Origin of the sequence: Ursidibacter maritimus (assembly GCF_009761395.1) — a bacterium.
In the GTDB taxonomy this organism is placed as follows: Bacteria; Pseudomonadota; Gammaproteobacteria; order Enterobacterales; family Pasteurellaceae; genus Ursidibacter; species Ursidibacter maritimus.
Genome location: NZ_LEKN01000039.1, coordinates 1 through 24,322 on the forward strand (window position 1 = coordinate 1; position 24,322 = coordinate 24,322).

The window sequence follows — 24,322 nt, forward strand, 5'->3', positions numbered from 1 at the left end:
CTTGGCGTTTACGTTCTTCTGCTTGACGTTGACGCTCCGCTTCTTCTTCTTGGCGTTTACGCTCTTCTTCCGCTTGACGTTGACGCTCTGCTTCTTCTTGACGTTTACGTTCTTCTTCCGCTTGACGTTGACGCTCTGCTTCTTCTTGACGCTTTATTCAGATCAGCATCAGCTTGATTTTTAGCTTCTTCTGATGTGTCCAGTTGTACTAAATTCTTTAAGTTATTCAAATAGTAGCGAAATGCTCCAGCATCTACATAACCTTTTTCTAATTTGAATGTAGCTGAATTGTTGCCTTTAATATCAAATAATTTTAATGTTTCCGCATTTTCTCTTTTGATTTCCTCACCCGAATCTAAAATAGAGATGGTATGAGAACCCGCAGCATTTGTTACTTCCACCAAGTTACCCACTAATTTTGCTAAATTAGTGTTAAAGCGGAAAAAGCCATTACCAGATAAAGACCCTACAACAAGTTTATTAAACTTATTAAACTCATTTTCTGAATTTAAATAAATTTTTGAGCCTTGTTCTAATCGTAGCTCATTGACATAGCTTGTGCTACTTCCTGAATCACTACCAGAAACGGTATATGCACTAGCTAATTGCCAAATAGCATCTCTAGCAAGTGTTACATTAAGAGGAGAACCCTCTCTACCAATACCACTATATAAAACCGCTTTACCAATATTTATCTCCGCTTTACCGTCTATATACCTAGAATAAGCATCATAGGATAAGGCAACAATACCATTTTTTACATAAATAAATGTATGTGGGAGATTCTTATAATTCTGTTCATCTAACTTACGAACAGAACACCCATCGCTATTTTCAAAAGCTTTTCCACTATAACAAATTGTAGAAATTCCATTATTAAAACCTAAACTTAAACGACTGTTATTCCGCAATTCAATTTCATTAAGAACAAAAGCCCCCACATTACGTCCAATTTCAACACTACTTTTTTCATCTAATTTCAATTTATCGGCAACAAAATTACGAGTTAACCACTCATTATCTTTTCTGACTTCCTCTATTTCTGCTGTTGAAGAAGATGTAGGATGTTTATCCGCAAATGGAACTTGGTAACCAGAGAAAATAACTTTTCCATTAGTAACATTAAAATCACCATTTAAATTTAAACCGCCCGAAAGGAGAAGTAAATTATTTTTATCATCACTATGTGAGTTATAATAATGATTGCCACCTGAAACATTCACATTTATTTTACCATTAAAGTATTGATCTCCCACTAACTCAAATTGTTGTTTATATAGTTCTAAGTTACTTCCTCCAATTCCCCACCAACTAGGAATACCAAGTCTAGATAATGTGTCAGAATCCTTCATTAATTTAAGATCTTCAGAAGACCAACCATTTTCACTGAACAAGCCATAATCATAATCCAATACTCCCTCTTGATAATATTTCTGGCCAAGAAGCATTCCTTGCTCATCTAGTGAAACGATCGGATTCCTAAAAACTGAATAACCTCGGCTACCAATCAACCCTGGCATAACACCTCCAGTACCTAAGTGGAATGTTGAAGTTTTATTAATATTATGATTAACAATGTTAGCACCTTCATCAACAGCAAATGCACTTGCATTTTTACCATTCAGATCTAATTTTCCACCACGGTATCCAAAACGAATTCCTCCTACACCCCCACTATTTTCATAGCTATCTTCCCAGTAATGATTTCCAAAGCTATTATTCATAGATTGAGCATCTGATAGTGTTAAAACCCCTCTACCACTTACTAGCTCAATGTTATGAAATGCAGGCTCATTTCCCACGTCAATGATAACCTGACCATCACCAATACTTAAATGTCCTATTGGTGGTGTTGGGCGTGGGTTGCTGCCCGTAATTCGTAATGTGCCTTGCCCTAGTTTAGATAATCTATCTCCACTGAAGTTTATATCTTGTTTATAACTTTTCTCATAGCTTCTTGCAGTAAGTGGTTGATTAACTTGCCAATCTAAAACACTCCCCTTATGAACAACAATACCTGACCCAACCCAACTTGAATCATTATCCGTTTTAATCTTCACATAACTTGGGCGTATATTCCCGACATAAATGCCACCAGCCCCCTGATCTATATCAGACTCCAAATTGATTGTAAGAGGTTGTAAAAGCTGTTCGCCATCAATAGCCCCACCATTTATATAAAGATCTTTACCATTTTCAGCACCTGCAATATCGTCAGATAAACTAACGGCTAATTCATTATCAGCAATAATACTTTTTCCTTGCTCTGTTGCTCGCCAACTAACCTCTTCCCCACCTAAATTAAGCTCTACACCTTTATGTTGAACAAGGTATCTGTTTAAAAATTCTGGTTTATATACAGTAAAACTTGATTTCTCGATGTTATTAATATTTTCATTTTCCCTTGCAAATGGAGTTCCTCTATATAAGGCAACTGCGCTTGATGCAAGCCCTGCTAACTTCCATTTTTTATTTAAAAAATCGTAAACATATAATGGACTACCACTATCACCTCTAGCTATTACTGTCGGCAATCTATTAACTTTCTCTCTAGTCATTCCATCTTTCAAAGTAACAGGATATTCCTTGCCACCGGTAATAAAATAATTACCATTTTGTTCTTTCACCATACTCTTTCCGAGAATACTACCACCAGTTAGATAATTATAGGCAGATGAAATATATTCTAAATTTTGATCATCCTCCTCTGCAGAATAAACATATTGCATCCCGCCTCCTAGCCTAACGATATGTCCCCATTTCCTATCTGTAAATGACTCTGATGAGTGACAATCCCAAGATAATTCTATTGAATCTAATAAACAACGTTGATCTTCTCCATTAATAGTTTCTGTTGGAATTACCTCTGTAACTAATTTACTTAAACGTGGTAAACTAAAGTCGTATTTATGGTGGAGTTTAAAGTAATCATCTTCTTCCTTGAAACGAAAATCTGGTTCAGCATCATTAGCATTTGTAATGAAATACTGGTAGTTTTCACCTTGTTTTGTAAATGAAAAGATATCTCCGAACTCAAGTCTATTTGGACTCTTAATACCATTATGTTTTACAGTAGTAACATACTGAGGATGAACTAAAGTGGAAACACCTAGAAAGTCCCACCCTTTAACGCCATTGTGTATAATTGTGTGAGGTAGATTATTATATATAACTGAGTGAGACGGACTAAAATCCGGCATCGGAATTTTGAGCCAATCCCCTGTTCGGTTTTGGACATCAGGAAAAAGATTACCTAGCAGAATATTGTTTTTATCGTATATTGGAATATCTGTTGCTCCAACAGTATATTTCCCTTTATTTTCAGCAAAATTGCGATACTCTTCATAGGGTACAATATCTGATACTATCGAAGCACTAGCCATAGTTGAAAAAGTAGCTAACGGTAGCAGTAATTTTAAGGCTTTATTTTTACCTGACTGCTTAGCAAATTCAGAAACAACAACATACTGCCCACAGGCATTTTTAATAACTTTAAAGATACGATTCATAAGATTTCCTCAAGACAATTAAGAGTAGGTAACAGCGTGTTTAACACACTTCAAATTGTACAAAAAAAAAACAAATGAACAATAAACATCCGATTTTTCTATATTCTTTATCTTCGTATCACCTAAAACAAAAAAGCGATATTGGCATATACCAATATCGCTTCAACTCTGCTTACAAGCGGTCTGTTTTATAACACTTTTTGCCAAACAGATTGGGGAAGTAGATAAACATCTTTTGCGGCTTTCTGCCCTTCACCCACGATGTGTCCAATGCCACTTGCCATTACCGCAAGTGTCACATCAAAGGCATTTAAGCTGTCGCCATAGCCAGCAGTTAAATTAAACATTGAGCCATCAGCAAGTAAATAAATGGTTCTTCCGTCTAATGAGTAAGCATTAATATATGGCATTGGCTCATTCATCGGGTATTTTTTGAGAAATTCTACATCAATTTCTTCCGCAACATGTCCAACATTTAAAATAAATACACCTGATTTGACTTGCTGCAATAAATGTTGCGATAGCACATTTTTTGCCCCTGTTGCTGTCGCAATCACATCAGCTATTTTTACCGCTTCAGATAATGGCATTACTTGCCAGCCATCATATTCGGCTTGCAGTGCTCGCGCTTTATCAATTTCTGCCACAATCACTTTGCCACCATAGGCTTTGGCAGATGCGGCTACACCTTGCCCAACCAAACCATAGCCAATCACGACAACTGTTTTTTCGTGTAAAGTTAAATGTGTCGTTTCAAAAAAGGTGTGCCACGCAGTTAAGCCAACCATATGGCGATTGTGCAACCCTTCTTTTACGGGTAAATCATCCCAGTTGAAAATAGGATAACTGGGTTTTAGGCCATTTAGGCGATTGATACCAGAACCTGTTGCTTCTAAGCCAGCTTTTACATTCGTTTCTACATTATTTTGATGAATCAATGTAGTTAAATCTGCCCCCATTTCACATAAATGGGTTGGATTCCAATCAATCGCAGTTTGAAAACTTTCGTGCCACTCTTTATGGCTCATATTACGCCACGCTTTTGCTTCTGCACCACAATTCATTAAATAGGCGACAACATCATCTTGTACGGTTGTTGGGTTGCAAGTGGTTAAGAATACTTTTGCCCCTTTATCTAATAAGCCTTTGACAAGCGGTGCCATTTTTAAATCTAGGTGCATATTGCACGCTAAACGGACGTGAGAAAGATCAGGCAAAGCCTCTACTGCTGCTTTGGTGCGTGGCATATTGAGTCTTGCCCATTCAAGTTCTGCTGAAAAGTTATCGTACACAATGTCTCCTTGTAAGTGTATTGCTCATCATAAATTTGGTAAAACTTAGATAAAATTATACCGCTTGCCTTACGACAAGCGGTAGGTTTTATTGAAATTTTTACCAATTTCAATGCTGATTAGCTTATTACATCGCCTGTGTGAAAGTACGAGTAATTACGTCTTGTTGTTGCTCTTTGGTTAAAGAGTTAAAACGTACTGCGTAACCTGAAACACGAATGGTTAATTGTGGATATTTCTCTGGGTTTTCCATCGCATCTAATAGCATTTCGCGGTTCATTACGTTCACGTTTAAGTGCTGACCGCCTTCAATGCTTGCTTCGTGGTGGAAGTAACCGTCCATTAAGCCTGCAAGGTTGCGTTTTTGTGCTTCGTAATCTTTACCTAATGCATTTGGTACGATTGAGAAGGTGTAAGAAATACCATCTTTCGCAAAGGCAAACGGTAATTTCGCCACTGATGTTAATGACGCTACCGCACCTTTTTGGTCACGTCCGTGCATTGGGTTTGCACCTGGTCCGAATGGAGCACCGCTACGGCGACCATCTGGTGTATTACCTGTTTTCTTACCATAAACTACGTTTGAAGTAATGGTTAATACTGACTGAGTTGGGGTTGCATTGCGGTATGTACCTAGTTTTTGAATTTTCTTCATAAAGCGTTCAACTAAGTCGCAAGCGATATCATCTACGCGGTTATCGTTATTACCGAATTGTGGATATTCACCTTCGATTTCAAAGTCTGTCGCCACATTTTTCGCTACGCCAATCACTTCGCCCGCTTTATTTTTGATTTCAATATCAGTACGAACTGGTTTTACTTTCGCATATTTAATTGCAGAAAGTGAGTCAGCTGCCACAGAAAGACCTGCAATACCACACGCCATTGTACGGAATACATCACGATCGTGAAGAGCCATTAATGCTGCTTCATAAGCGTATTTGTCGTGCATAAAGTGAATGATATTTAATGCAGTAACATACTGTTTCGCCAACCAATCCATAAAGCTATCTAAGCGAGTCATTACATCATCGTAATCTAAGTATTCACTAGTGATCGCTTCTGTTTTCGGTCCAACCTGGTCGCCTGATTTTTCATCCACACCGCCATTGATTGCGTATAACAAGGTTTTCGCTAAGTTTGCACGAGCACCGAAGAACTGCATCATTTTACCCACGATCATTGGGCTTACACAGCACGCAATTGCATAGTCATCGTTTTGGAAATCTGGACGCATTAAATCGTCATTTTCATATTGTACAGATGAGGTATCAATAGATACTTTAGCCGCATAACGTTTGAAACCATCTGGTAAGCTTTCAGACCAAAGAATTGTTAAGTTCGGCTCTGGAGATGGTCCCATTGTGTAAAGAGTATGTAAGATACGGAAACTGTTTTTTGTTACAAGTGTACGACCATCTAAGCCCATACCTGCTAAAGTTTCTGTTGCCCACATTGGGTCACCTGAGAATAATTGATCGTATTCTGGTGTGCGTAAGAAACGAACCATACGAAGTTTCATTACTAAGTGGTCGATCAATTCTTGTGCTTCTTGCTCAGTAATTTTACCTGCTTGTAAATCACGCTCAATGAAGATATCTAAGAAAGTCGATACTCGACCGAAAGACATTGCTGCACCATTTTGTGATTTCACTGCTGCAAGATATGCAAAGTATGTCCATTGTACCGCTTCTTGTGCATTGGTTGCTGGGTTTGAAATATCATAGCCATAAGATGCAGCCATTTCTTTCATTTTACCTAATGCACGATGTTGCTCTGCGATTTCTTCGCGTAATTGAATTGTTGCTTGAATATCTTCGCCACGTTCTAATTTTTCTTGTAAAGATGTGAATTGTTTCACTTTATCTTTCATTAAGAAATCTGCACCATAAAGTGCCATACGGCGATAGTCACCAATGATACGACCACGACCATAAGCATCTGGTAAACCTGTAATAACACCTGATTTACGGCAACGTAAAATATCTGGTGTATATACATCAAATACGCCTTGGTTGTGGGTTTTACGGTATTCAGTAAAGATTTGTTCAACTTCTGGTTTTAATTCACGACGGTAAACTTTACAAGAACCTTTTACCATATTGATCCCACCAAACGGCATAATTGCACGTTTTAATGGTGCATCCGTTTGTAAACCAACGATTTTTTCTAAATCTTTGTTGATATAGCCTGGTGCGTGAGAAGTAATGGTTGATGGAGTATCGCAATCAATGTCATACGGTTCGTGGGTTTTATTTTCCACTTTAATTTTTTCCATTACATCTGTCCAAAGCGTTGTTGTCGCCTCAGTTACATCTGCAAGGAAAGACTCATCGCCTTCATAAGGAGTGTAGTTTTTTTGAATAAAATCACGCACATTAACTTCTGTTTGCCATTCACCTGGAGCAAAACCTTCCCAAGCCTTTAATTGTGCTTCTGTTAATTGAGCCATTTTAAGTCCTCTATAGTTAGTTGAATTTAGATACAAGCGGTGCGATTTTGTAAAACTTCTGCAAAAAGTAACCGCTTACGAAATGTTAGTTTTTTTAATGTTTTCTTAAATGCAAAAACCATTGCACTAAACCGATAAAAAATGCACCACCGACAATATTGCCTAGCGTTGCAGGAATTAAATTTTTCATCACAAAGTTAGTCATTGTTAAGTCAGCATACTGTGTAGCATCAATCCCAATAGCAGTCCAAAATTCTGGGCTTGCAAAGCTGTGAATTAACACCCCCATTGGCACCATAAACATATTTGCCACACAGTGTTCAAAACCTGATGCGACAAACATTGCAATAGGTAAAATCATAATAAAGGCTTTATCCGTCAAACTCTTACCCGCATAAGCCATCCAAACTGCAATACATACCATTAGATTACAGAAAATACCAAGGCTAAAAGCTTCTACCCAAGTATGATGAATTTTATGCTGAGCCGTTTTTAGAATAGTTAGCCCCCATTGCCCGTTAGCTGCCATAATTTCGCCGCTAAACCATACTAGTAATACGATAAAGATTGCCCCGAAAAAGTTCCCCACATACACGACCAACCAGTTTCTTAACATTTGGAAAAGAGTAATGCGGTTACTTGCTTTAGCGATAGCCGTCATTGTTGAAGAGGTGAATAACTCTGCACCAAACACAACACACATAATAATGCCGAGAGAGAAAACAACACCCCCAATAAGTTTAGCGACTCCCCAAGGTAATTCGCCAGCTCCCACTTGTGTGGTTGCGTAAAACACGAAAGCTATTGAAATATAGGCACCTGCAGTAATTGCAGAAAGAAAAGAGTAGAATTGATTTTTTGTGGCTTTATATACTGCACCATCTTCAGCAATCTTAGCCATTTCAGCTGGTGAAAACATCGCTATCCTTAAACTAAATTTTGAAAACTTATAAGAATTGTTGAGAATTATAGACCTGTTACTTGATTACTCAAATAAATTTCACAAATAAAGTAAATAAAGTAGAATGATTTATTGATCCGTATCAACTTTTAACAAGAACATAAAATAATCAAATACACAATAAAAACAGATTTTTTACAAAAAACTTACAATTTATGATTGATTATCTCATTTCTTTCTTCGGAATTTTTAGCTCAACACAAAATCAGCTATTGATTATGTTTGCAAGTGCTTTTTTGAGTGCCACAATTTTACCGGGTAATTCGGAAATTACCTTTACTGCATTTGCTTCGCAACTCTTGATGAATGAAAGTTTAGCATTTTCACGAGAGATTATTACATTGCTATTTATTGCAACATTGGGGAATAGCTTAGGTAGCCTAACAACTTACTTTATGGCAAAACTTATCCCTCCACCACATTTAACCGAAAAAAGTAAACCTAGTGTAAAGTGGGCTTTATTTTATAGCCAAAAATATGGTGTATGGGTGCTACTTTTCAGTTGGTTACCCATAGTGGGTGATCTTTTTTGTGGCATTGCGGGTTGGTTACGTTTCAATGTTTTACAAACGGTTTGCTTAATCAGTTTGGGTAAAGCGATTCGCTATCTGATTTTATTATGGAGCATTAACGCTTTTTTGAGTTAAAATCGTCAACCTGCTAAGAACCATTGAAAATGTTACATTAGCAACATCCAGAGAAGGAATTATTATGTCAATGACGCCGATTTTTAATACAACTAAACAAGTGCCTGAAATTCTGAGCATTTCTACTATTGCGAAAACACGAATTTTTGAAGTGCAATCCGTTAATTTACGTTTTTCAAATGGACAAGAACGCACCTACGAGCGTTTAACCCCACAGCGTCGTTCTTCTGTAATGGTACTCCCAATTCATAATGATCAGATCATTTTAGTACGTGAATATGCTGTCGGTCCTGAACGTTATGAATTAACCTTTCCAAAAGGGATTGTTGATAATGGCGAAGAACCCATTGTGAGTGCAAATCGTGAATTACAAGAAGAAATCGGTTTCGGAGCAAATAGAATTTCCCCTTTACGAACACTTTATAGTGGGCCAAGCCATATGTATGGTTTAATGCACGTCTTTGTTGCACAAGATCTTTATCCTTCTCGCTTGGAAGGTGATGAACCTGAACCTCTTGAAATCATTTACTACCCCCTTGCGGATATAGATAAACTGCTGGCTGATCCAAACTTTGCTGAAGCAAGAAATCTCTCTGCTCTCTTTCTATTAAAGGAATTTCTGAATGGTCAATAAATCAATTTTGTGGATTTTTCCACTGATTACTCAAATTATTTTCTCTCTCTTTCTCCCTTTCTTTAGTGGTTTTAATCTGAACGAGCTCACTATTGGTTTCGGGTATGTAGCCTTACTTGCTACATTACCGGCTTTTGTTTTTGCTCTATTCTGCTATAGCAAGCGGTTACATCAACGAAATATTTTACAAATTACGATTTTTTCAGGTGGATTGATGTTCCTTTACACCCTGATTTTATTTTCTATTTATTTGGCGATTGAAGCACCACAAGAACCTATTTCAATATGGGAACATAGTCTTGCGGTGTTCTTCTATGCTCTAATGTTTGCTTTACCAAGTAGCGTTTATGCAATGGTGATCTTACGCCTCTTTCTTCCAAAAGCGATAATTTCGCAGAAAGCGGAAAAATAGTGATGCAGTTTAATGGATAAAATTTTATAATCTTCAACATAAAAGGAAATAATCTCAACGGAGTTACTATGCAACAGCTTACCCCACAACTACTTGATGCCGTATTGAATATTGCTCATCGAGCAGGCGAGCATTTAAAAACGTTTTACGCTAAATCCGTTGAGATCAAAATTAAGGCAGATCACACTCCTGTAACTGAAGCTGATCTGTTTATTAGCCAATTTGTGATCGAGCAACTTCAACAGCTTACTCCACATATTCCGATTATATCGGAAGAAAATTGTAACATTCCCCTTGAAGAACGTGCTCAATGGCAAGAATACTGGCTAATCGACCCGCTAGACGGTACGCAACAATTTATTGATAGAACCGATCAATTTTCCGTTGTTATTGCATTGGTGCAACAAAATCGCCCTGTTCTTGGCGTAATCCACGCCCCTATATTACATAAAACCTATTATGCAATGGCGAATTACGGTGCTTATCTAAATGAACACAACCAGCTTACTCAATTACATATTTGCAAAAAATTAGCTCAATCTAACCGCTTACGCATTACGATTGGCACATCAAATAACGAAAAAATTCGCCAAATGGTCAAACCAGCATACCAAATTGACTTTATTCAATATGGCTCAAGTAGCCTAAAAGCAGGCTTAGTTGCTGAAGGAAAAGCAGATTGTTATATCCGTTTGGGCGATACAGGTGAATGGGATACCGCTGCTGCTGAAGTGTTACTTGCGGAATTGGGTGGAAAAATTGTCGATTTACAATTTGTACCATTAAGCTATAACCAACGCCAACATTTTATCAATCCTTACTTTATGGCTGTTGGTGAAGGCGAATTTAATTGGCAGACAGTTTTTAATCTTGATTGATTTATTTACAACATCTACTAAAATGTTGCTCAAGCATACAAATTTTTAACAATTCGATTTATTAGGACAATTTACAGAATGAAAGCAGATAACAACTGTATCGTCATTTTTGGTGCATCTGGCGATTTAACCCACCGCAAACTCATTCCTGCTCTTTATGATCTTTATAAAATTGGTCGCCTTTCGGAGAATTTTTCTGTGCTAGGTGTTTCTCGAACAGAATTGGATGATACCCAATTCCGTCAAAAAATGCGTGAAGCGCTCATTAAACATGAAAAATCAAGCGGTGAGATGTTAGAAAAATTTTGCGAGCATCTTTACTATCAAGCACTAAATACATCTGATGCATTGGATTATGGAAAATTAGTTCCTCGTCTAGATGAACTTCACGATAAATACCATACGGGTGGCAATACCCTTTACTATCTCTCAACACCGCCAAGTTTATATCCTATTATTCCTGAATGTCTTGCTGCTCATGGCTTAAATACTGAAGAATTTGGTTGGAAACGTATTATCGTTGAAAAACCTTTTGGCTATGATATGAAAACCGCCAAAGAGCTAGATGTGCAAATTCATCGTTTCTTTGAAGAGCATCAAATCTACCGTATTGACCATTATCTTGGTAAAGAAACCGTTCAAAACTTGCTTGTTTTACGTTTCTCAAACGGTTTATTTGAACCGCTTTGGAATCGTAATTTTATTGATTATGTTGAAATTACAGGGGCGGAGTCTATCGGGGTAGAAGATCGTGGTGGTTATTATGATGGCTCAGGTGCAATGCGAGATATGTTCCAAAACCATTTATTACAAGTATTAGCGATGGTTGCAATGGAACCTCCTGCAATTATCAACGCCGATTCAATGCGTGATGAAGTCGCTAAAGTATTACACTGCCTACACCCATTAAGTGATGACGATTTAAAAAATAACCTTGTTTTAGGTCAATATGCTCAAGGTAATATTGAGGGTGAAGAAGTCAAAGGATATTTACAAGAAAAAGGCGTGCCTGCAGATTCCAACACTGAAACCTTTATGGCAGTTCGTTGCCAAATTGATAACTGGCGTTGGGCTGGCGTTCCATTCTATGTGAGAACAGGTAAACGCCTGCCAGTGCGTGTTACCGAGGTGGTTATTCATTTTAAAACCACGCCACACCCTGTGTTTAGCCAAAACGCCCCTGATAATAAATTGATTATCCGTATTCAGCCTGACGAAGGAATTTCAATGCGTTTCGGCCTGAAGAAACCAGGTGCAGGTTTTGAATCTAAAGAAGTTTCTATGGATTTCCGCTATGCGGATCTTGCATCACCAAGTCTTTTAACCGCTTATGAGCGTTTATTATTAGATGCAATGAAAGGAGATGCAACGCTATTTGCCCGTACTGATGCCGTTCACGCCTGTTGGAAATTCGTACAACCTATTTTAGATTATAAAGCGGCTAACGGACGTGTCTATGAATATGAATCTGGTACTTGGGGGCCTTCTGAAGCCGATCGCTTAATTGCTAAACACGGCAAAGTCTGGCGTAAACCAAGTGGCTTGATGAAGAAAAAAGTATAATCGTAGGGACACACTGCGTGTGTCCCTTGTACATTGTTGATAACGAACACACACAGTGTGTCCCTACAAGGATTTTATGAACTACATTATTTTCCCTTCTGCTCAAAATGCGGTAGAAAAAATCGCGCAAGAATTTGTGTTATACAGCCAACAAAATCGCCCTGTACATATCTCCCTTTCTGGCGGTAGTACACCGAAATTGTTATTCAAAACCTTAGCACAGTCTCCATTTAACACCGAAGTAAAATGGCAAAACTTGCATTTTTGGTGGGGTGATGATCGAATGGTTGAGCCACAAGATCCTGAAAGCAACTATGGCGAAGTACAAAAGCTACTGTTCGATCATATTCAAATCCCAGCAGAAAACATTCATCGAATTCGTGGTGAAAATAATGTTGAGCAAGAACTTGCAAGATTTTCGCAAGAACTGACCGCTTGTGTACCTCATTTGGAATTTGATTGGATTATTTTAGGAATGGGAAAAGACGGACATACCGCTTCGCTTTTCCCACATCAAACGAATTTTGACGACCAAAATGTCGCCGTCATTGCTAAACACCCTGAAACAGGGCAAATCCGCATTTCTAAAACCGCCAATTTAATTGAAAAAGCCAAACGCATTACTTATTTGGTAACAGGCGGATCAAAAGCAGAAATTCTCAAAGAAATTCAAACCACAGATGCTGAAAATTTGCCTTATCCTGCGGCTAAAATCAAAGCTGAGAATGGTGTGAGTGAGTGGTATTTGGATAAGGATGCGGCAAAGTTGCTGTAACAAGCGGTCAGATTTTCTAGAAATTTTACAAAAACGTTGAATCTCAAACATAAAATAGTGCTCATTTCCAAGGAGTACTCAAAATTAAGGCATTCGTCAAAGACGAGCGTCATCGGGGCAACAACTTCGGACACTTTTCGGGCAATTATTCGTGAGAAATATGAAGTGTCTCCATCTTTATGAGACTTTAAGTAAAGTTGTATAAATAAAAAAATAAGCGACAATGCAATGAAATTAGTTCCAGTAGTAGGAGGAGTTATTAGGGGTAGTTTAGATCTACTAGCAACAAATATTATTGGTAATACAGCAAAAAAGATTTTTATTGAAGAAAAAATCTAACATTTTAACAGGAGCAAAAAATGTCAGTAAAAGGCGATATCGGCGTTATCGGTTTAGCGGTAATGGGGCAGAATTTAATTCTGAATATGAACGACAATGGCTTCAAAGTCGTGGCATATAACCGTACCACTTCAAAAGTGGACGAATTTTTAGAAGGTGCAGCAAAAGGCACAAATATTATTGGTGCTTACTCGCTAGAAGATTTAGCCAATAAACTTGAGAAACCACGCAAAGTGATGCTAATGGTGCGTGCGGGCGATGTTGTAGATCAATTTATTGATGCGTTGCTTCCGCATTTGGAAGAAGGTGATATCATTATTGATGGTGGTAACTCAAACTATCCAGATACTAATCGTCGTGTAAAAGCCTTGACGGAAAAAGGCATTCGTTTCATCGGTTCAGGCGTATCTGGCGGTGAAGAAGGAGCACGTCACGGGCCTTCAATTATGCCAGGTGGTAATGAAGAAGCGTGGCAATATGTAAAACCTATCTTCCAAGCGATTTCAGCAAAAACCGATAAAGGCGAGCCTTGCTGTGATTGGGTTGGTAAAGAAGGTGCGGGTCATTTCGTGAAAATGGTTCACAATGGTATCGAATACGGCGATATGCAGTTAATTTGTGAAGCCTACCAATTCTTAAAAGATGGTTTGGGATTGAGCTATGATGAAATGCAGGCTATTTTTGCAGAATGGAAAAATACCGAACTTGACAGCTATCTGATTGATATTACAACCGATATTTTGGGCTATAAAGATGCAGATGGCGAGCCGTTAGTCGAGAAAATCCTTGATACTGCAGGTCAAAAAGGGACAGGGAAATGGACGGGTATCAATGCGTTAGATTTCGGTATTCCACTCACATTAATCACTGAATCTGTCTTTGCTCGTTGTGTTTCATCGTTTAAAGATCAACGTGTGGCAGCATCTAAATTGTTCAACAAGACTATTGACAAAGTAGAAGGCGATAAAAAAGTATGGATCGAAGCGGTGCGTAAAGCATTATTGGCATCAAAAATTATCTCTTACGCACAAGGCTTTATGCTTATTCGTGAAGCGTCTGAAAACTTCGGTTGGGACATCAACTATGGTGCAACAGCATTATTATGGCGTGAAGGTTGCATCATTCGTAGCCGTTTCTTAGGCAACATTCGTGACGCATATGAAGCAAACTCAGATCTGATTTTCTTAGGTTCAGATCCATACTTCAAAAACATTTTAGAAAATGCGTTGAGTGACTGGCGTAAAGTGGTAGCGAAATCTATTGAAGTGGGTATCCCAATGCCTTGTATGGCATCTGCAATCACCTTCTTAGATGGCTATACTTCAGAGCGAGTACCTGCCAACTTACTCCAAGCACAACGAGACTACTTCGGTGCACATACTTATGAGCGTACGGACAAACCTCGTGGCGAGTTCTTCCATACTAACTGGACAGGACGTGGTGGCAATACCGCATCAACGACTTATGATGTATAGCTACTAAGGTAAAAAATAAGGGGAAATATCCCCTTATTTTTTTGAAATCATCAACGACATTGTGCTTTAAAGCGTAGCAAGTGATCTAATAAAACAATGGCCACCATCGCTTCTGCAATAGGTACAGCACGAATACCGACACAAGGGTCGTGGCGACCTTTAGTAATCAGCTCTACGGCTTCATTGTTCAGATTTACGCTACGTCCAGGAATGGTGATACTTGATGTTGGTTTTAGCGCAATATGAGCGATAATTGGCTGCCCTGAACTAATCCCACCTAAAATACCGCCTGCGTGGTTTGAACAAAAACCTTCTGGGGTCATTTCATCACGATGCTCGGTCCCTTTCTGCTCTACTACCCCAAAACCATCACCAATTTCAACACCTTTCACTGCGTTAATAGACATTAAAGCGTGTGCAAGATCGGCATCTAAGCGATCAAAAACAGGTTCGCCTAGTCCAACTGGCACATTTTCTGCGATTACAGTCAATTTTGCACCGATTGAATTACCTTCTTTTTTAAGTTCTCGAATTAGCTCATCAAATTGTTCAACCGCTTGCGGATCTGGGCAAAAAAATGGGTTACTATTAACCTGTTGCCAATCTATTTTCTGAATATCCGCAATACTGCTCGGATCAATTTTCACAGAACCAATCTGTGATAAATAGCCACGAACCTCAATCCCAAATTGTTCCTTCAAATATTTCTTTGCGATCGCACCTGCAGCAACTCGCATTGCAGTTTCACGAGCAGATGAACGTCCGCCACCGCGATAATCTCGGATACCATATTTTTGCTGATAGGTAAAATCGGCGTGTCCTGGGCGATATTTATCCATAATATCCCCATAGTCTTTTGAGCGTTGATCACCATTTTTAATGATTAAACCAATACTTGTACCTGTGGTTTTACCTTCAAATACACCTGATAAAATTTGCACTTCATCATCTTCTCTGCGTGGTGTTGTATAACGTGATGTACCTGGTTTTCTACGATCTAAATCAGGTTGAATATCTGCTTCGGTTAAGCTCATATTGGGAGGTATGCCATCTATAATACACCCTAAAGCAATACCATGAGATTCACCAAAAGTTGTTACTTTAAATAATTGTCCAATACTGTTTCCTGCCATTTTCCCTTCCTTATTGTGCTAATTGCGCCATTTTCGCTGGTACATTTGCATTGTGAAGATGGACATCCATCTGTTGAAATGCAATTTTTATTTGATGTTGTTTAAATAATTCATCTATACGATGATATAAGAAATTACGAGTTTCTGAACGGTCGTCCAACTCTGCAACACAAACATCTAGTTCGTGTTCTATCCACCCTTCCCCAAAACTGAGTAAATTAACACTACTTGATGGTTCACTCATTACTTTTGGTGCTTCTGAAGCGGCTTGGAGTAAGAGTTTTCTTACTATATCTAAATCACATTGGTTACTAATTTTCATATGAATTTGAATACGAGTAATCGTATTATTAAGCGTCCAGTTAATAAAACGATCTGTGACAAACGCTTGGTTAGGTAATACTACTTCTTTATTTTCATCATCAATGAGTGTTGTTGAACGTAACCGAATTTTGCTAATGACTCCTGTAAATGTCCCGACTGTTACCTTATCTCCGACACGAATTGGACGTTCAAATAATAAAATTGTGCCTGATACAAAACTACCAAAAATTTCTCGAACACCAAAACCTAAACCGACTGAAAGTGCGGTAAATATCCATTGGATCTTACTCCAAGAGATCCCTAGTGATGTAAACGCTGAAATACTTCCAAAAGTAACAATTAAATAGGTTAAAACAGCGATAATTGTATGTGGTGTTCCTTTAGATAATTTTATTCGAGAAAAGAACGTTACTTCTAAAATACCCGCAATATTTTTCACCAATACATAGGTGATTACAATATACATGGTCGATCGTAATAAATTCAGCAAAGTAATTGATTCTACGACAGTACCTTTCGCAGTGGTTTCCACTTGCTCCCACAAAATAACGCCATTGAGATAATAAGCTACACTGATTAAATCTGACCAAATTGCATAGAGTGAAACAAATAGTAACACCCAAGCAATTAAATCTGCCATTCTAAAAATCTGCTCATTTACAGTAGAGATCTTAATCTTTTCTTCTCTAGGTTCTTCTTTATTTGGCTCTTGAGCTTGCTCACGAATTTTTTCTCGTTTATTTTGTAAACGTCGATATGCCATTCTACGAGAAGATATTGTTAATGAGCGATAAGCAAAATAACGACCAAAGACCCAAACTAATGCAATCAAATAACTCTTAATAATATGCTCAATAACATAAACTGCCGTATAGTAATAGCCTAAAATAATCAATACAATCAATGTCACTGGGACAACAAATAACACTAAACGTAAGAGTTTAAATAAACCTACACTGCGTTTCGTACCATCTTCCAATACTGCATTTTGGTATTCTTGAATACCTCGATCAAGTAATGGTCTAATCACAAATAAACACAGTAGTAATGCCAAAATAGTCATTACTTGGCCAATAACATCGTTGCTAAAATCAATACTATCGATTTGAGAGAAAAGCGATGAAACCACTAATAGTAATACAACAATCCAAATAGACTGACGAATAATTCGTTGGAAAATCTCATTACTTGCCTGTGGCATGCCAAAATGGCTATAAGCCATTCCATTATGTCTTAATAGTTCTAATACTGTCGCAAAAAATATCCAATAGCCTGATACCGAGGTAATCCATACAGTTGTTGATAACGGATTAGTAAAAAATATGGAGAGTAAAATCGTAGAAATAATCAAAAACAGTAAATTACCCGGTAGAGTAAGTACTAGTGTCCATAACATAGCTTCAGGCGTATGCCAATGACTATCGTTTTTTAATGTATTAACTTGGCTGGCTAATTTTGCTAAACGCTGTTTAATCGCTGGCTTCTTCCAAATTATAAGCCCATATAGTAATAATAAAGTTAAAATGAAGGCTAATTTAGAGGGTAAATTCTGTTTAATATTCTCAAAACCGATATATTTAGTTAATTCGCTAATTTCACTCAATGCTAATTTAGGAAAAGATTCTAACCATGTAATATCAATTGGATTATTACTCTGAACCCAAAAACTTTGTTGTTGTAATTTACTTTGTAATGAGTCGCTTAAATCTACCACCTGAAGTTGAATAGATTCAATTTCATTTGATAAATTAAGCTGCGAATTTAGTGTTTTAACTAAATCGACTAAAATCTTTTCTCTTTCTTTTAAAATATCAGTTAATACTTGTCTCTCATTGTCATCAAACAATACTTTATTTTTCGTTTGTAATTTCTCAATAGTATTTGGAATATTATATAATTCATCTCGCTTTTGTGTGATATCAAATAATTCAACACGTAAATTCGCAATATCTTTTGCCAATCCTTTAATAACGCTATCTGTTGGCAAACTTTGCTTTTGCTGGTTAATTACGCGAGAAAGTACTAGCGTTCCTTGTAATGCACTAATTTGTTCTTCAATATTACGCTTTGTATGTGTTAATGCATCCAAAACATTTTTGGCTCTTAAATTATCTTGAGATAATCTATTTACTTTTTGTGTCTGCTCAACAAGATATTGGCTTAAATCAGTGTTTAGAGTCAATTCTTCCTGAATAATCGGATTTTCAATTTTATTATTTGCTTTTAATTCTTCAGCTTGTTTAGCTTGTGCCTGATACTCTTTTAAACGATTAGCATTTAATACTTCCTGTAAAAAAGAGAGCTTTTTTTGTAGTAATTGTTGTTTAAGATTGATTTCAGTTTTACGAGATTCATCAATTGAAATCAACAAATCGATATTCTGCCCTAAAATTAAATTATAGCGATTATTAACTTCAATATATTTTAATTCCGCATTATATTTATCAATCAGTGATTTACTTGCTTGGCTATTATATTTCCAACGATTTAATTTATCTGCTTGTGTATTATTTTCTAAAATTTGTTTACGAGTAAAATCCAGAGCAGAACGATAACTCGCCAAGCTTGAGCTGACTTCATTTAATTGTGTTTGATTATCTTGAAGTTGTTGATGAATCGCATCTTGGCTATTTTCAACGGCATCATTACTTAAAGCAGTAAAAGTATTAACGCTAGATTCTATCTCCTCTTTTAATTGTTGAATACTTTTTTGATATTTTGCTAGAGTATTCGGTGCATCTTTGATTTTCTTCTCTAAACGTTCGATATCTGCTTGCTGCTTTTTGGTCTTTTCAATAAAAGACAATGCACCCTCTAAGTTTTTAGCCAAGAGAGCCGTATCATCATTTGCATTTGATTTTATGGATTCAAGCTGTAATTTAATAGTATCTACGTCCACAGTATTTTCTACCGCTTGACTAGATTGCACGACAACTAACCATAAACAAATTATTGCTCCTAAAATTCGTTTATACATTTTTTTCTCTCTTAAATTGTAAAGCGATTTCTTGTTGTAATTGTTTTCGTGGATATTTTATCCCGCCTTGAATATCAGACGGGAATGGCACATAAGCAACTGGTAATTTGAATTTTTCTAGATGTCGTTTTGCAAAATTTTCTAACAATCTGACCGCTTGTAAATTAAATGATTCAGCAAATCTTACCACTGCAACAGGTCTAAAACCAAATTCATTGTCACTAATTGGAACAACCATTACTTGCTCAATTAAGCCTGATGATAATAATATTTTTTCAATTTGTTCGGGTTGAATATTTTCTCCCCCAGAAATAAACATATTATCTAAACGCCCCTCAACCACTAAATGATTTTGCTTATTCCAAAATCCTTTATCTTTTGTTGCAAACCACCCCTGATCATTGATAAAGGGAACAATCTGCTGATGAAGCCAATAACCTAGCCCTAGACCTGCCCCCCTCACCCAAATTTCATTTTTCTCAATCTGAACTTCTCTCTGCAACAATGGCTTGCCTACATTATCATTTTCCATTTTCACCGCACAAACTGTCGATGCCATTTCAGTTAGCCCATATCCAGCATAGGTTTCTATACCTTGCGCCATTGCTTGTGTGATCAACTCACTGGGTATAAAAGCTCCCCCTAAAAGTATTTTTTGTTTTTTTATACGTTTTTCTGTTTGTACTAAATAACGTTGCAGTTGGGTAGGAACTAAAGATGCGTGGCTAGACTGTGCTAACCCTTGCCAAAAATCTTGCCTATCTTCTAGCGCCATCAATGTTGCCCCCACCGAAAGCCAACGCCAGACAATGCCCTGCCCTGAAACGTGGAATAGCGGTAAGCTTAATAACCAGCAATGCTGTTGTTTAAAATCCATTAGCTCACATACGCCTTTAGCATTGTCTAAATGCTGTTGAATTGTATGTACAACGGCTTTCGGACTACCTGAAGAGCCTGATGTTAAGGTAAAAGTAGCTGGCAAATTAAAACATGCTATTTGGTTACAATTTGCTTGTAGCATGTAAGCGGTAAGATCTTGAGAAAAATCTGCAAAATGCTCATCTGTAATTAAAAATTTTACCCCATTCTGCAATAGACAAGATCTCACCTGTTTTTCAGGCATCATTGGCGAAATCTGTAATAACCTAGCCCCCATTGCTAATGTTGCACAATAGCACAACAGCCCAGCCAAACGATGAGTTCCTTGGTAAGCAATCAATGAATTAGAGTTCACTCCAATTTTGCCTAAATACAGCTGAGCAGAAAGCACTAATCGCTGCCACTCTGTCCAAGTAATCTTTTCTGCGATATTGGGAAAAAGTGTGAATGATGAAGATAAAGCAGAATTTTCGCCTTGCTCCTTGCCTTTTTTCCAGATTATAGCAACTGCATTTGGTTGCTGTTCTGCCCAATGAGCCGTAGGAAATTGCAAAAATTCTGCCATTGATAATCAACCTAAAATTAGGCTAAAGAATTTTTGACACGCTCAATGAGTGTTTCAGGTAGCTCCATTGCTTGCATAATTGAGCCCAAAATAATCCCTTTACGTTCAGTATTATTATTTGTAATAACCCAAAATGGAGAATCCGGTATCTGTTTAGCTTTGACACTGCTACCCGTTGCTAAAATAGTTTCTTTGTCACGTGCGAAATAGATGCGTTCACTTCCTTGAACATTCTCAGTAGCATGAGCAAACTCTTCAGGATTCATTACATAAAGTGCTGACAGTATCTGTAAAAAACGATTCACTACTTTTGTTTCACTCGTAAACACACTTGAGGCAAGAGTAAATTCTATACGTTTAATCAATTTTTCTTGATCTGTGAGTACTTTTTTTGTTTTTGGTAACTTGGCAAGATCTTTAAGTTCATTGATCATATTTTCTTGCACAAGCACAAATGGTTGTGGGGATGCTGGCAAACGTAATAAACGACGTAAAATATCGGAAGCACTTTCACCAATTGCTTGAGTACGACTTGCGATATAGTGATATAATTCGTCATCAACTTCGATGATTTTCATCTTTTCCCCTTAAATATCTTGATTACAAAAAAATTCTAGGCATTATACGCATTTCAGTCCTAATTTACAGGATCTGATTTGAATTATTTAGATAAATTTTAGTGAATTTTACAATGGAAAAAATCTATCTCAACTACCAATTTCAGAAAGCAACAGGCCCAAATAATACAACTCAAACAATGGTATTTATTCACGGGCTATTTGGTGATTTGAATAATTTGGGCGTCATTGCTCGGGCTTTTGCAGATAAGTATCACATTTTACGTGTTGATTTACGTAATCATGGACAATCATTTCACACTGATGAAATGAACTATCAGGAAATGGCAGAAGATTTGCAAAAATTACTCACGCATTTATCTATTCAAAACGCTATTCTTGTTGGACATTCAATGGGTGGGAAAACCGCGATGGCGCTTGCAGACTTAGCGCCAAACTTAGTCGAAAAATTAGTAGTAATTGATATTGCACCTGTGGCTTATCAACTTAATCGCCACGATAGTATTTTTACAGGATTGTTTGCAGTGAAGTCCGCAAAACCAGAAAATCGTCAAAGTGCCAAAATTGAGATCGCAAAAGGGATAAAAGATGAAGGCATTCAACAATTTATGTTGAAATCATTTGACCCGACAAGTCCTGAAAGTTTTAAATTTAATTTATCTAGTTTACATAGAAACTACGCAAATCTAATGGGTTGGCAATCGGTTTCAGTAAATAAACCAACCTTATTCATCAAAGGCGAGCTTTCTGATTATTTACAAGAAAAAGATACCAAAACTGTACTAGATCAATTCCCACAAGCAAAATTATTCGTTGTGAGTAACGCAGACCATTGGGTGCATGCTGAAAAACCTGATGCTGTCATTCGAGCCATTCAGAAATTTCTGAATTAAGACGCGGCTTGATTTGCTCAAACTTTTACAAGTTTGCGATAAATCTAAATAAGGTAGGATATGCAATTTAAAACATAAATCCTACCGCTTAATGTTAAGACCAACCGTTGTTACGTTTACGGCGAGGCAATAGAATAGGAATAATTAAACCAAGTAAAAGTCCAACGCCTAATACAGAGCCACCGTAAATAAAGTATTGAATCATAATTTCACGTGATTGAGCATCTTGCATTGCTTCTAAATCACGATTTTTACTCTTCAAAATATCTAATTCACGTTTTAATTGAGCATTTTGGTCAAGTAAGATATTACTTTGCTGATTAGCTTGCTCTGTTCTACGTTGCATTTCTGCGGTACGTTGTTGCCAATCACTATCGATTTTATTTAATTTTAACGTCAATTCATCCACTTTTTGCTGTAACTGTGGCGTTAATTCTTTTGAACTTGGTGTCGAAGTTAATTCACTATTTAAAATCCAAGCTTCTCTATTTTTACTATCTCGAATTAACGCATAGCGATCTTTGCGATCAAGTAAAGTCACTTTATCTCCAGCTTGAATAGTGCCTGAAATTTTAAATTGATCGCCTGGGCCTTTTCTCAGATAAGTATTCAAATTTTCTGTAACATATTGTGTTTGAGCTAAGCTCGCTGTTGATAAAGAAATCAGCAAACAACCAAACAAAGTGGTTAGATATTTTTTCATAAGTAGGCTTCCTTGAAATAGAGAAAAGAAAAGTGCGAATACCGCACTTTTCTAGCAATTATCGACAATTAAAAAACAGCACGCAAAATGTAATAAATAATAATGGAAAGTACTGCCCCTGCTGGTAAGGTAATCACCCAAGATGCGACAATATTTCGAATCACACCTAGATTTAACGCTGCAATACCACGTGCAAAGCCAACCCCTAATACTGCCCCAACTAATGTTTGAGTGGTAGAAATAGGTAAGCCAGTTCCTGATGCTAATACAACGGTAATTGCACAAGCAAACTGAGCTGCAAAACCACGACTTGGCGTTAAGTCAGTAATACCTGTACCGATAGTACTCATTACTTTATGTCCCATTACGGCTAAACCAATCGCAATACCGACTGCACCTAATGGTAAAATCCAAGGTGCCATTACAGTTTTACCCTCAATAACACCACCATGGTCAACAATAGAAACAACAGCTGCTAATGGGCCAATCGCATTAGCTACATCGTTTGAACCATGAGCAAACGCCATTGCACAAGCAGTAATTAGCATCAAGATACTAAATACTTTCTCTACACCACTAAAGCCACCGCTTTGTAGACGAGAAATGAATGATTTACTGCGTAAGTAAAAGAAACAAGCGATTGTTGAAAGAACCGCAAGCACTAAACCTAGCATAACAGTTTGAATATATTTCAGATCTAATCCAACATGTTTTAAACCTTTATCTAAAGTCACAACACAGATAATAAATACGGTTAAACCTGCATAATAAGGTGCATATTTTTGTGCATTAGCTAATGGTTTTTCCGTATCGAAAATCAATTTTTGTGTAGATACAAAGATAAAGAAAGCAACTAAACCTGCAATCACAGGAGTAATAAACCAACTTCCTACAATGCCACCGAATTGTGACCATTGTACAGCCTCAGTACCAACTGTTACACAGGCAAAACCAACTATCGCACCAATGATTGAGTGCGTTGTTGATACTGGCCAACCTTTTTGAGATGCAACTAGTAACCATACGCCTGCGGCAAATAGAGATGCCATCATACCGAGAACTAACACATCTGGTTGACCGACAAAGGCATCAGAAGCAATCACCCCACTTTTGATGGTTTCTGCAACTTCTCCCCCTGCAAGATAAGCACCTGCAAATTCAAATACTAAGGCAATATAAACAGCTTGTTTGGCAGTAATTGTACCTGAGCCCACCGATGTTCCCATCGCATTTGCTACATCGTTCGCGCCAATACCAAAAGCCATAATAAAACCAAAGACAGCGGTAACAAGTACGATCATAAAACCGTATTGATTAATCAGTTCCATTGTTT

18 protein-coding genes are annotated in these 24,322 nt (G+C 37.3%); 8 read left to right on the top strand and 10 right to left on the bottom strand.

The annotated features are described in order from the left end of the window. Window positions 1-104: 104 nt before the first annotated feature. The 4 genes from A1D26_RS09110 to focA all read right to left on the bottom strand — a co-directional run bounded on the left by A1D26_RS09110 (window position 105) and on the right by focA (window position 8,172). Entirely contained in the window at window positions 105-3,509 is a 3,405-nt protein-coding gene (locus A1D26_RS09110; protein WP_157403703.1) for a S6 family peptidase, read from the bottom strand. A gap of 188 nt (window positions 3,510-3,697) precedes the next feature. Then, window positions 3,698-4,801 carry an adenosylhomocysteinase gene (locus A1D26_RS09115; RefSeq protein ID WP_157403704.1) on the bottom strand — a complete coding sequence of 368 codons (1,104 nt, stop codon included), beginning with the start codon at window positions 4,799-4,801 and terminating at the stop codon, window positions 3,698-3,700. A 127-nt stretch (window positions 4,802-4,928) separates the two neighbouring features. Continuing rightward, window positions 4,929-7,253: a formate C-acetyltransferase gene (gene pflB, locus A1D26_RS09120; protein ID WP_157403705.1), complete on the bottom strand. Its 2,325-nt coding sequence runs from the start codon at window positions 7,251-7,253 to the stop codon at window positions 4,929-4,931. 94 nt (window positions 7,254-7,347) lie between these two features. Further along, window positions 7,348-8,172 carry a formate transporter FocA gene (focA, locus tag A1D26_RS09125; RefSeq protein ID WP_157403706.1) on the bottom strand — a complete coding sequence of 275 codons (825 nt, stop codon included), beginning with the start codon at window positions 8,170-8,172 and terminating at the stop codon, window positions 7,348-7,350. A 197-nt stretch (window positions 8,173-8,369) separates the two neighbouring features. Between focA and A1D26_RS09130 the strand changes: the two genes are divergently transcribed. The 7 genes from A1D26_RS09130 (at window position 8,370) to gnd (ending at window position 14,937) form a co-directional block, all read left to right on the top strand. Further along, the gene (locus tag A1D26_RS09130) at window positions 8,370-8,861 is read left to right on the top strand and encodes a YqaA family protein (protein ID WP_157403707.1); all 492 of its coding nucleotides are present in this window, start codon (window positions 8,370-8,372) and stop codon (window positions 8,859-8,861) included. A 70-nt stretch (window positions 8,862-8,931) separates the two neighbouring features. Then, window positions 8,932-9,495: an ADP compounds hydrolase NudE gene (gene nudE, locus A1D26_RS09135; RefSeq protein WP_157403771.1), complete on the top strand. Its 564-nt coding sequence runs from the start codon at window positions 8,932-8,934 to the stop codon at window positions 9,493-9,495. Then, the gene (locus tag A1D26_RS09140; RefSeq protein ID WP_157403708.1) at window positions 9,485-9,907 is read left to right on the top strand and encodes a hypothetical protein; all 423 of its coding nucleotides are present in this window, start codon (window positions 9,485-9,487) and stop codon (window positions 9,905-9,907) included. Before nudE ends, A1D26_RS09140 begins: the two co-directional genes overlap by 11 nt. A gap of 68 nt (window positions 9,908-9,975) precedes the next feature. After that, window positions 9,976-10,785, top strand: coding sequence for a 3'(2'),5'-bisphosphate nucleotidase CysQ (cysQ, locus tag A1D26_RS09145; RefSeq protein ID WP_157403709.1), 810 nt, complete (start codon window positions 9,976-9,978; stop codon window positions 10,783-10,785). Window positions 10,786-10,863: 78 nt separating this feature from the next. Further along, window positions 10,864-12,348, top strand: a complete 1,485-nt coding sequence (gene zwf / locus A1D26_RS09150; RefSeq protein WP_157403710.1) for a glucose-6-phosphate dehydrogenase — start codon at window positions 10,864-10,866, stop codon at window positions 12,346-12,348. A 76-nt stretch (window positions 12,349-12,424) separates the two neighbouring features. Next, window positions 12,425-13,123 carry a 6-phosphogluconolactonase gene (pgl, locus tag A1D26_RS09155; RefSeq protein WP_157403711.1) on the top strand — a complete coding sequence of 233 codons (699 nt, stop codon included), beginning with the start codon at window positions 12,425-12,427 and terminating at the stop codon, window positions 13,121-13,123. A gap of 359 nt (window positions 13,124-13,482) precedes the next feature. Beyond that, a complete protein-coding gene (gene gnd, locus A1D26_RS09160; protein ID WP_157403712.1) occupies window positions 13,483-14,937 on the top strand; it encodes a decarboxylating NADP(+)-dependent phosphogluconate dehydrogenase in 1,455 nt (484 codons plus the stop codon). A 50-nt stretch (window positions 14,938-14,987) separates the two neighbouring features. Here gnd and aroC read toward each other — a convergent pair whose 3' ends face one another. Genes aroC through seqA form a run of 4 tightly spaced genes read right to left on the bottom strand, consistent with a single transcriptional unit; the run spans window position 14,988 to window position 21,393 of the window. Then, a complete protein-coding gene (gene aroC / locus A1D26_RS09165; RefSeq protein ID WP_157403713.1) occupies window positions 14,988-16,070 on the bottom strand; it encodes a chorismate synthase in 1,083 nt (360 codons plus the stop codon). 10 nt (window positions 16,071-16,080) lie between these two features. Further along, window positions 16,081-19,371, bottom strand: a complete 3,291-nt coding sequence (gene mscK, locus A1D26_RS09170; protein ID WP_157403714.1) for a mechanosensitive channel MscK — start codon at window positions 19,369-19,371, stop codon at window positions 16,081-16,083. Then, on the bottom strand, window positions 19,364-20,815 hold the full coding sequence (menE, locus tag A1D26_RS09175) for an o-succinylbenzoate--CoA ligase (protein ID WP_157403715.1): 1,452 nt from the start codon (window positions 20,813-20,815) through the stop codon (window positions 19,364-19,366). The genes mscK and menE overlap by 8 nt, the downstream gene beginning before the upstream one ends. Window positions 20,816-20,832: 17 nt before the next feature. Beyond that, on the bottom strand, window positions 20,833-21,393 hold the full coding sequence (gene seqA / locus A1D26_RS09180) for a replication initiation negative regulator SeqA (protein ID WP_157403716.1): 561 nt from the start codon (window positions 21,391-21,393) through the stop codon (window positions 20,833-20,835). A 113-nt stretch (window positions 21,394-21,506) separates the two neighbouring features. Between seqA and A1D26_RS09185 the strand changes: the two genes are divergently transcribed. Further along, window positions 21,507-22,286, top strand: a complete 780-nt coding sequence (locus A1D26_RS09185) for an alpha/beta fold hydrolase (protein ID WP_157403717.1) — start codon at window positions 21,507-21,509, stop codon at window positions 22,284-22,286. Window positions 22,287-22,380: 94 nt separating this feature from the next. On the opposite strand, the gene A1D26_RS09190 is transcribed toward A1D26_RS09185, so the two are convergent. Both A1D26_RS09190 and A1D26_RS09195 read right to left on the bottom strand, forming a co-directional pair. Further along, on the bottom strand, window positions 22,381-22,989 hold the full coding sequence (locus tag A1D26_RS09190) for a TIGR04211 family SH3 domain-containing protein (protein WP_157403718.1): 609 nt from the start codon (window positions 22,987-22,989) through the stop codon (window positions 22,381-22,383). A 68-nt stretch (window positions 22,990-23,057) separates the two neighbouring features. After that, complete coding sequence (locus A1D26_RS09195; RefSeq protein WP_157403719.1) at window positions 23,058-24,317, bottom strand: inorganic phosphate transporter; 1,260 nt, start codon at window positions 24,315-24,317, stop codon at window positions 23,058-23,060. Window positions 24,318-24,322 lie beyond the last annotated feature (5 nt).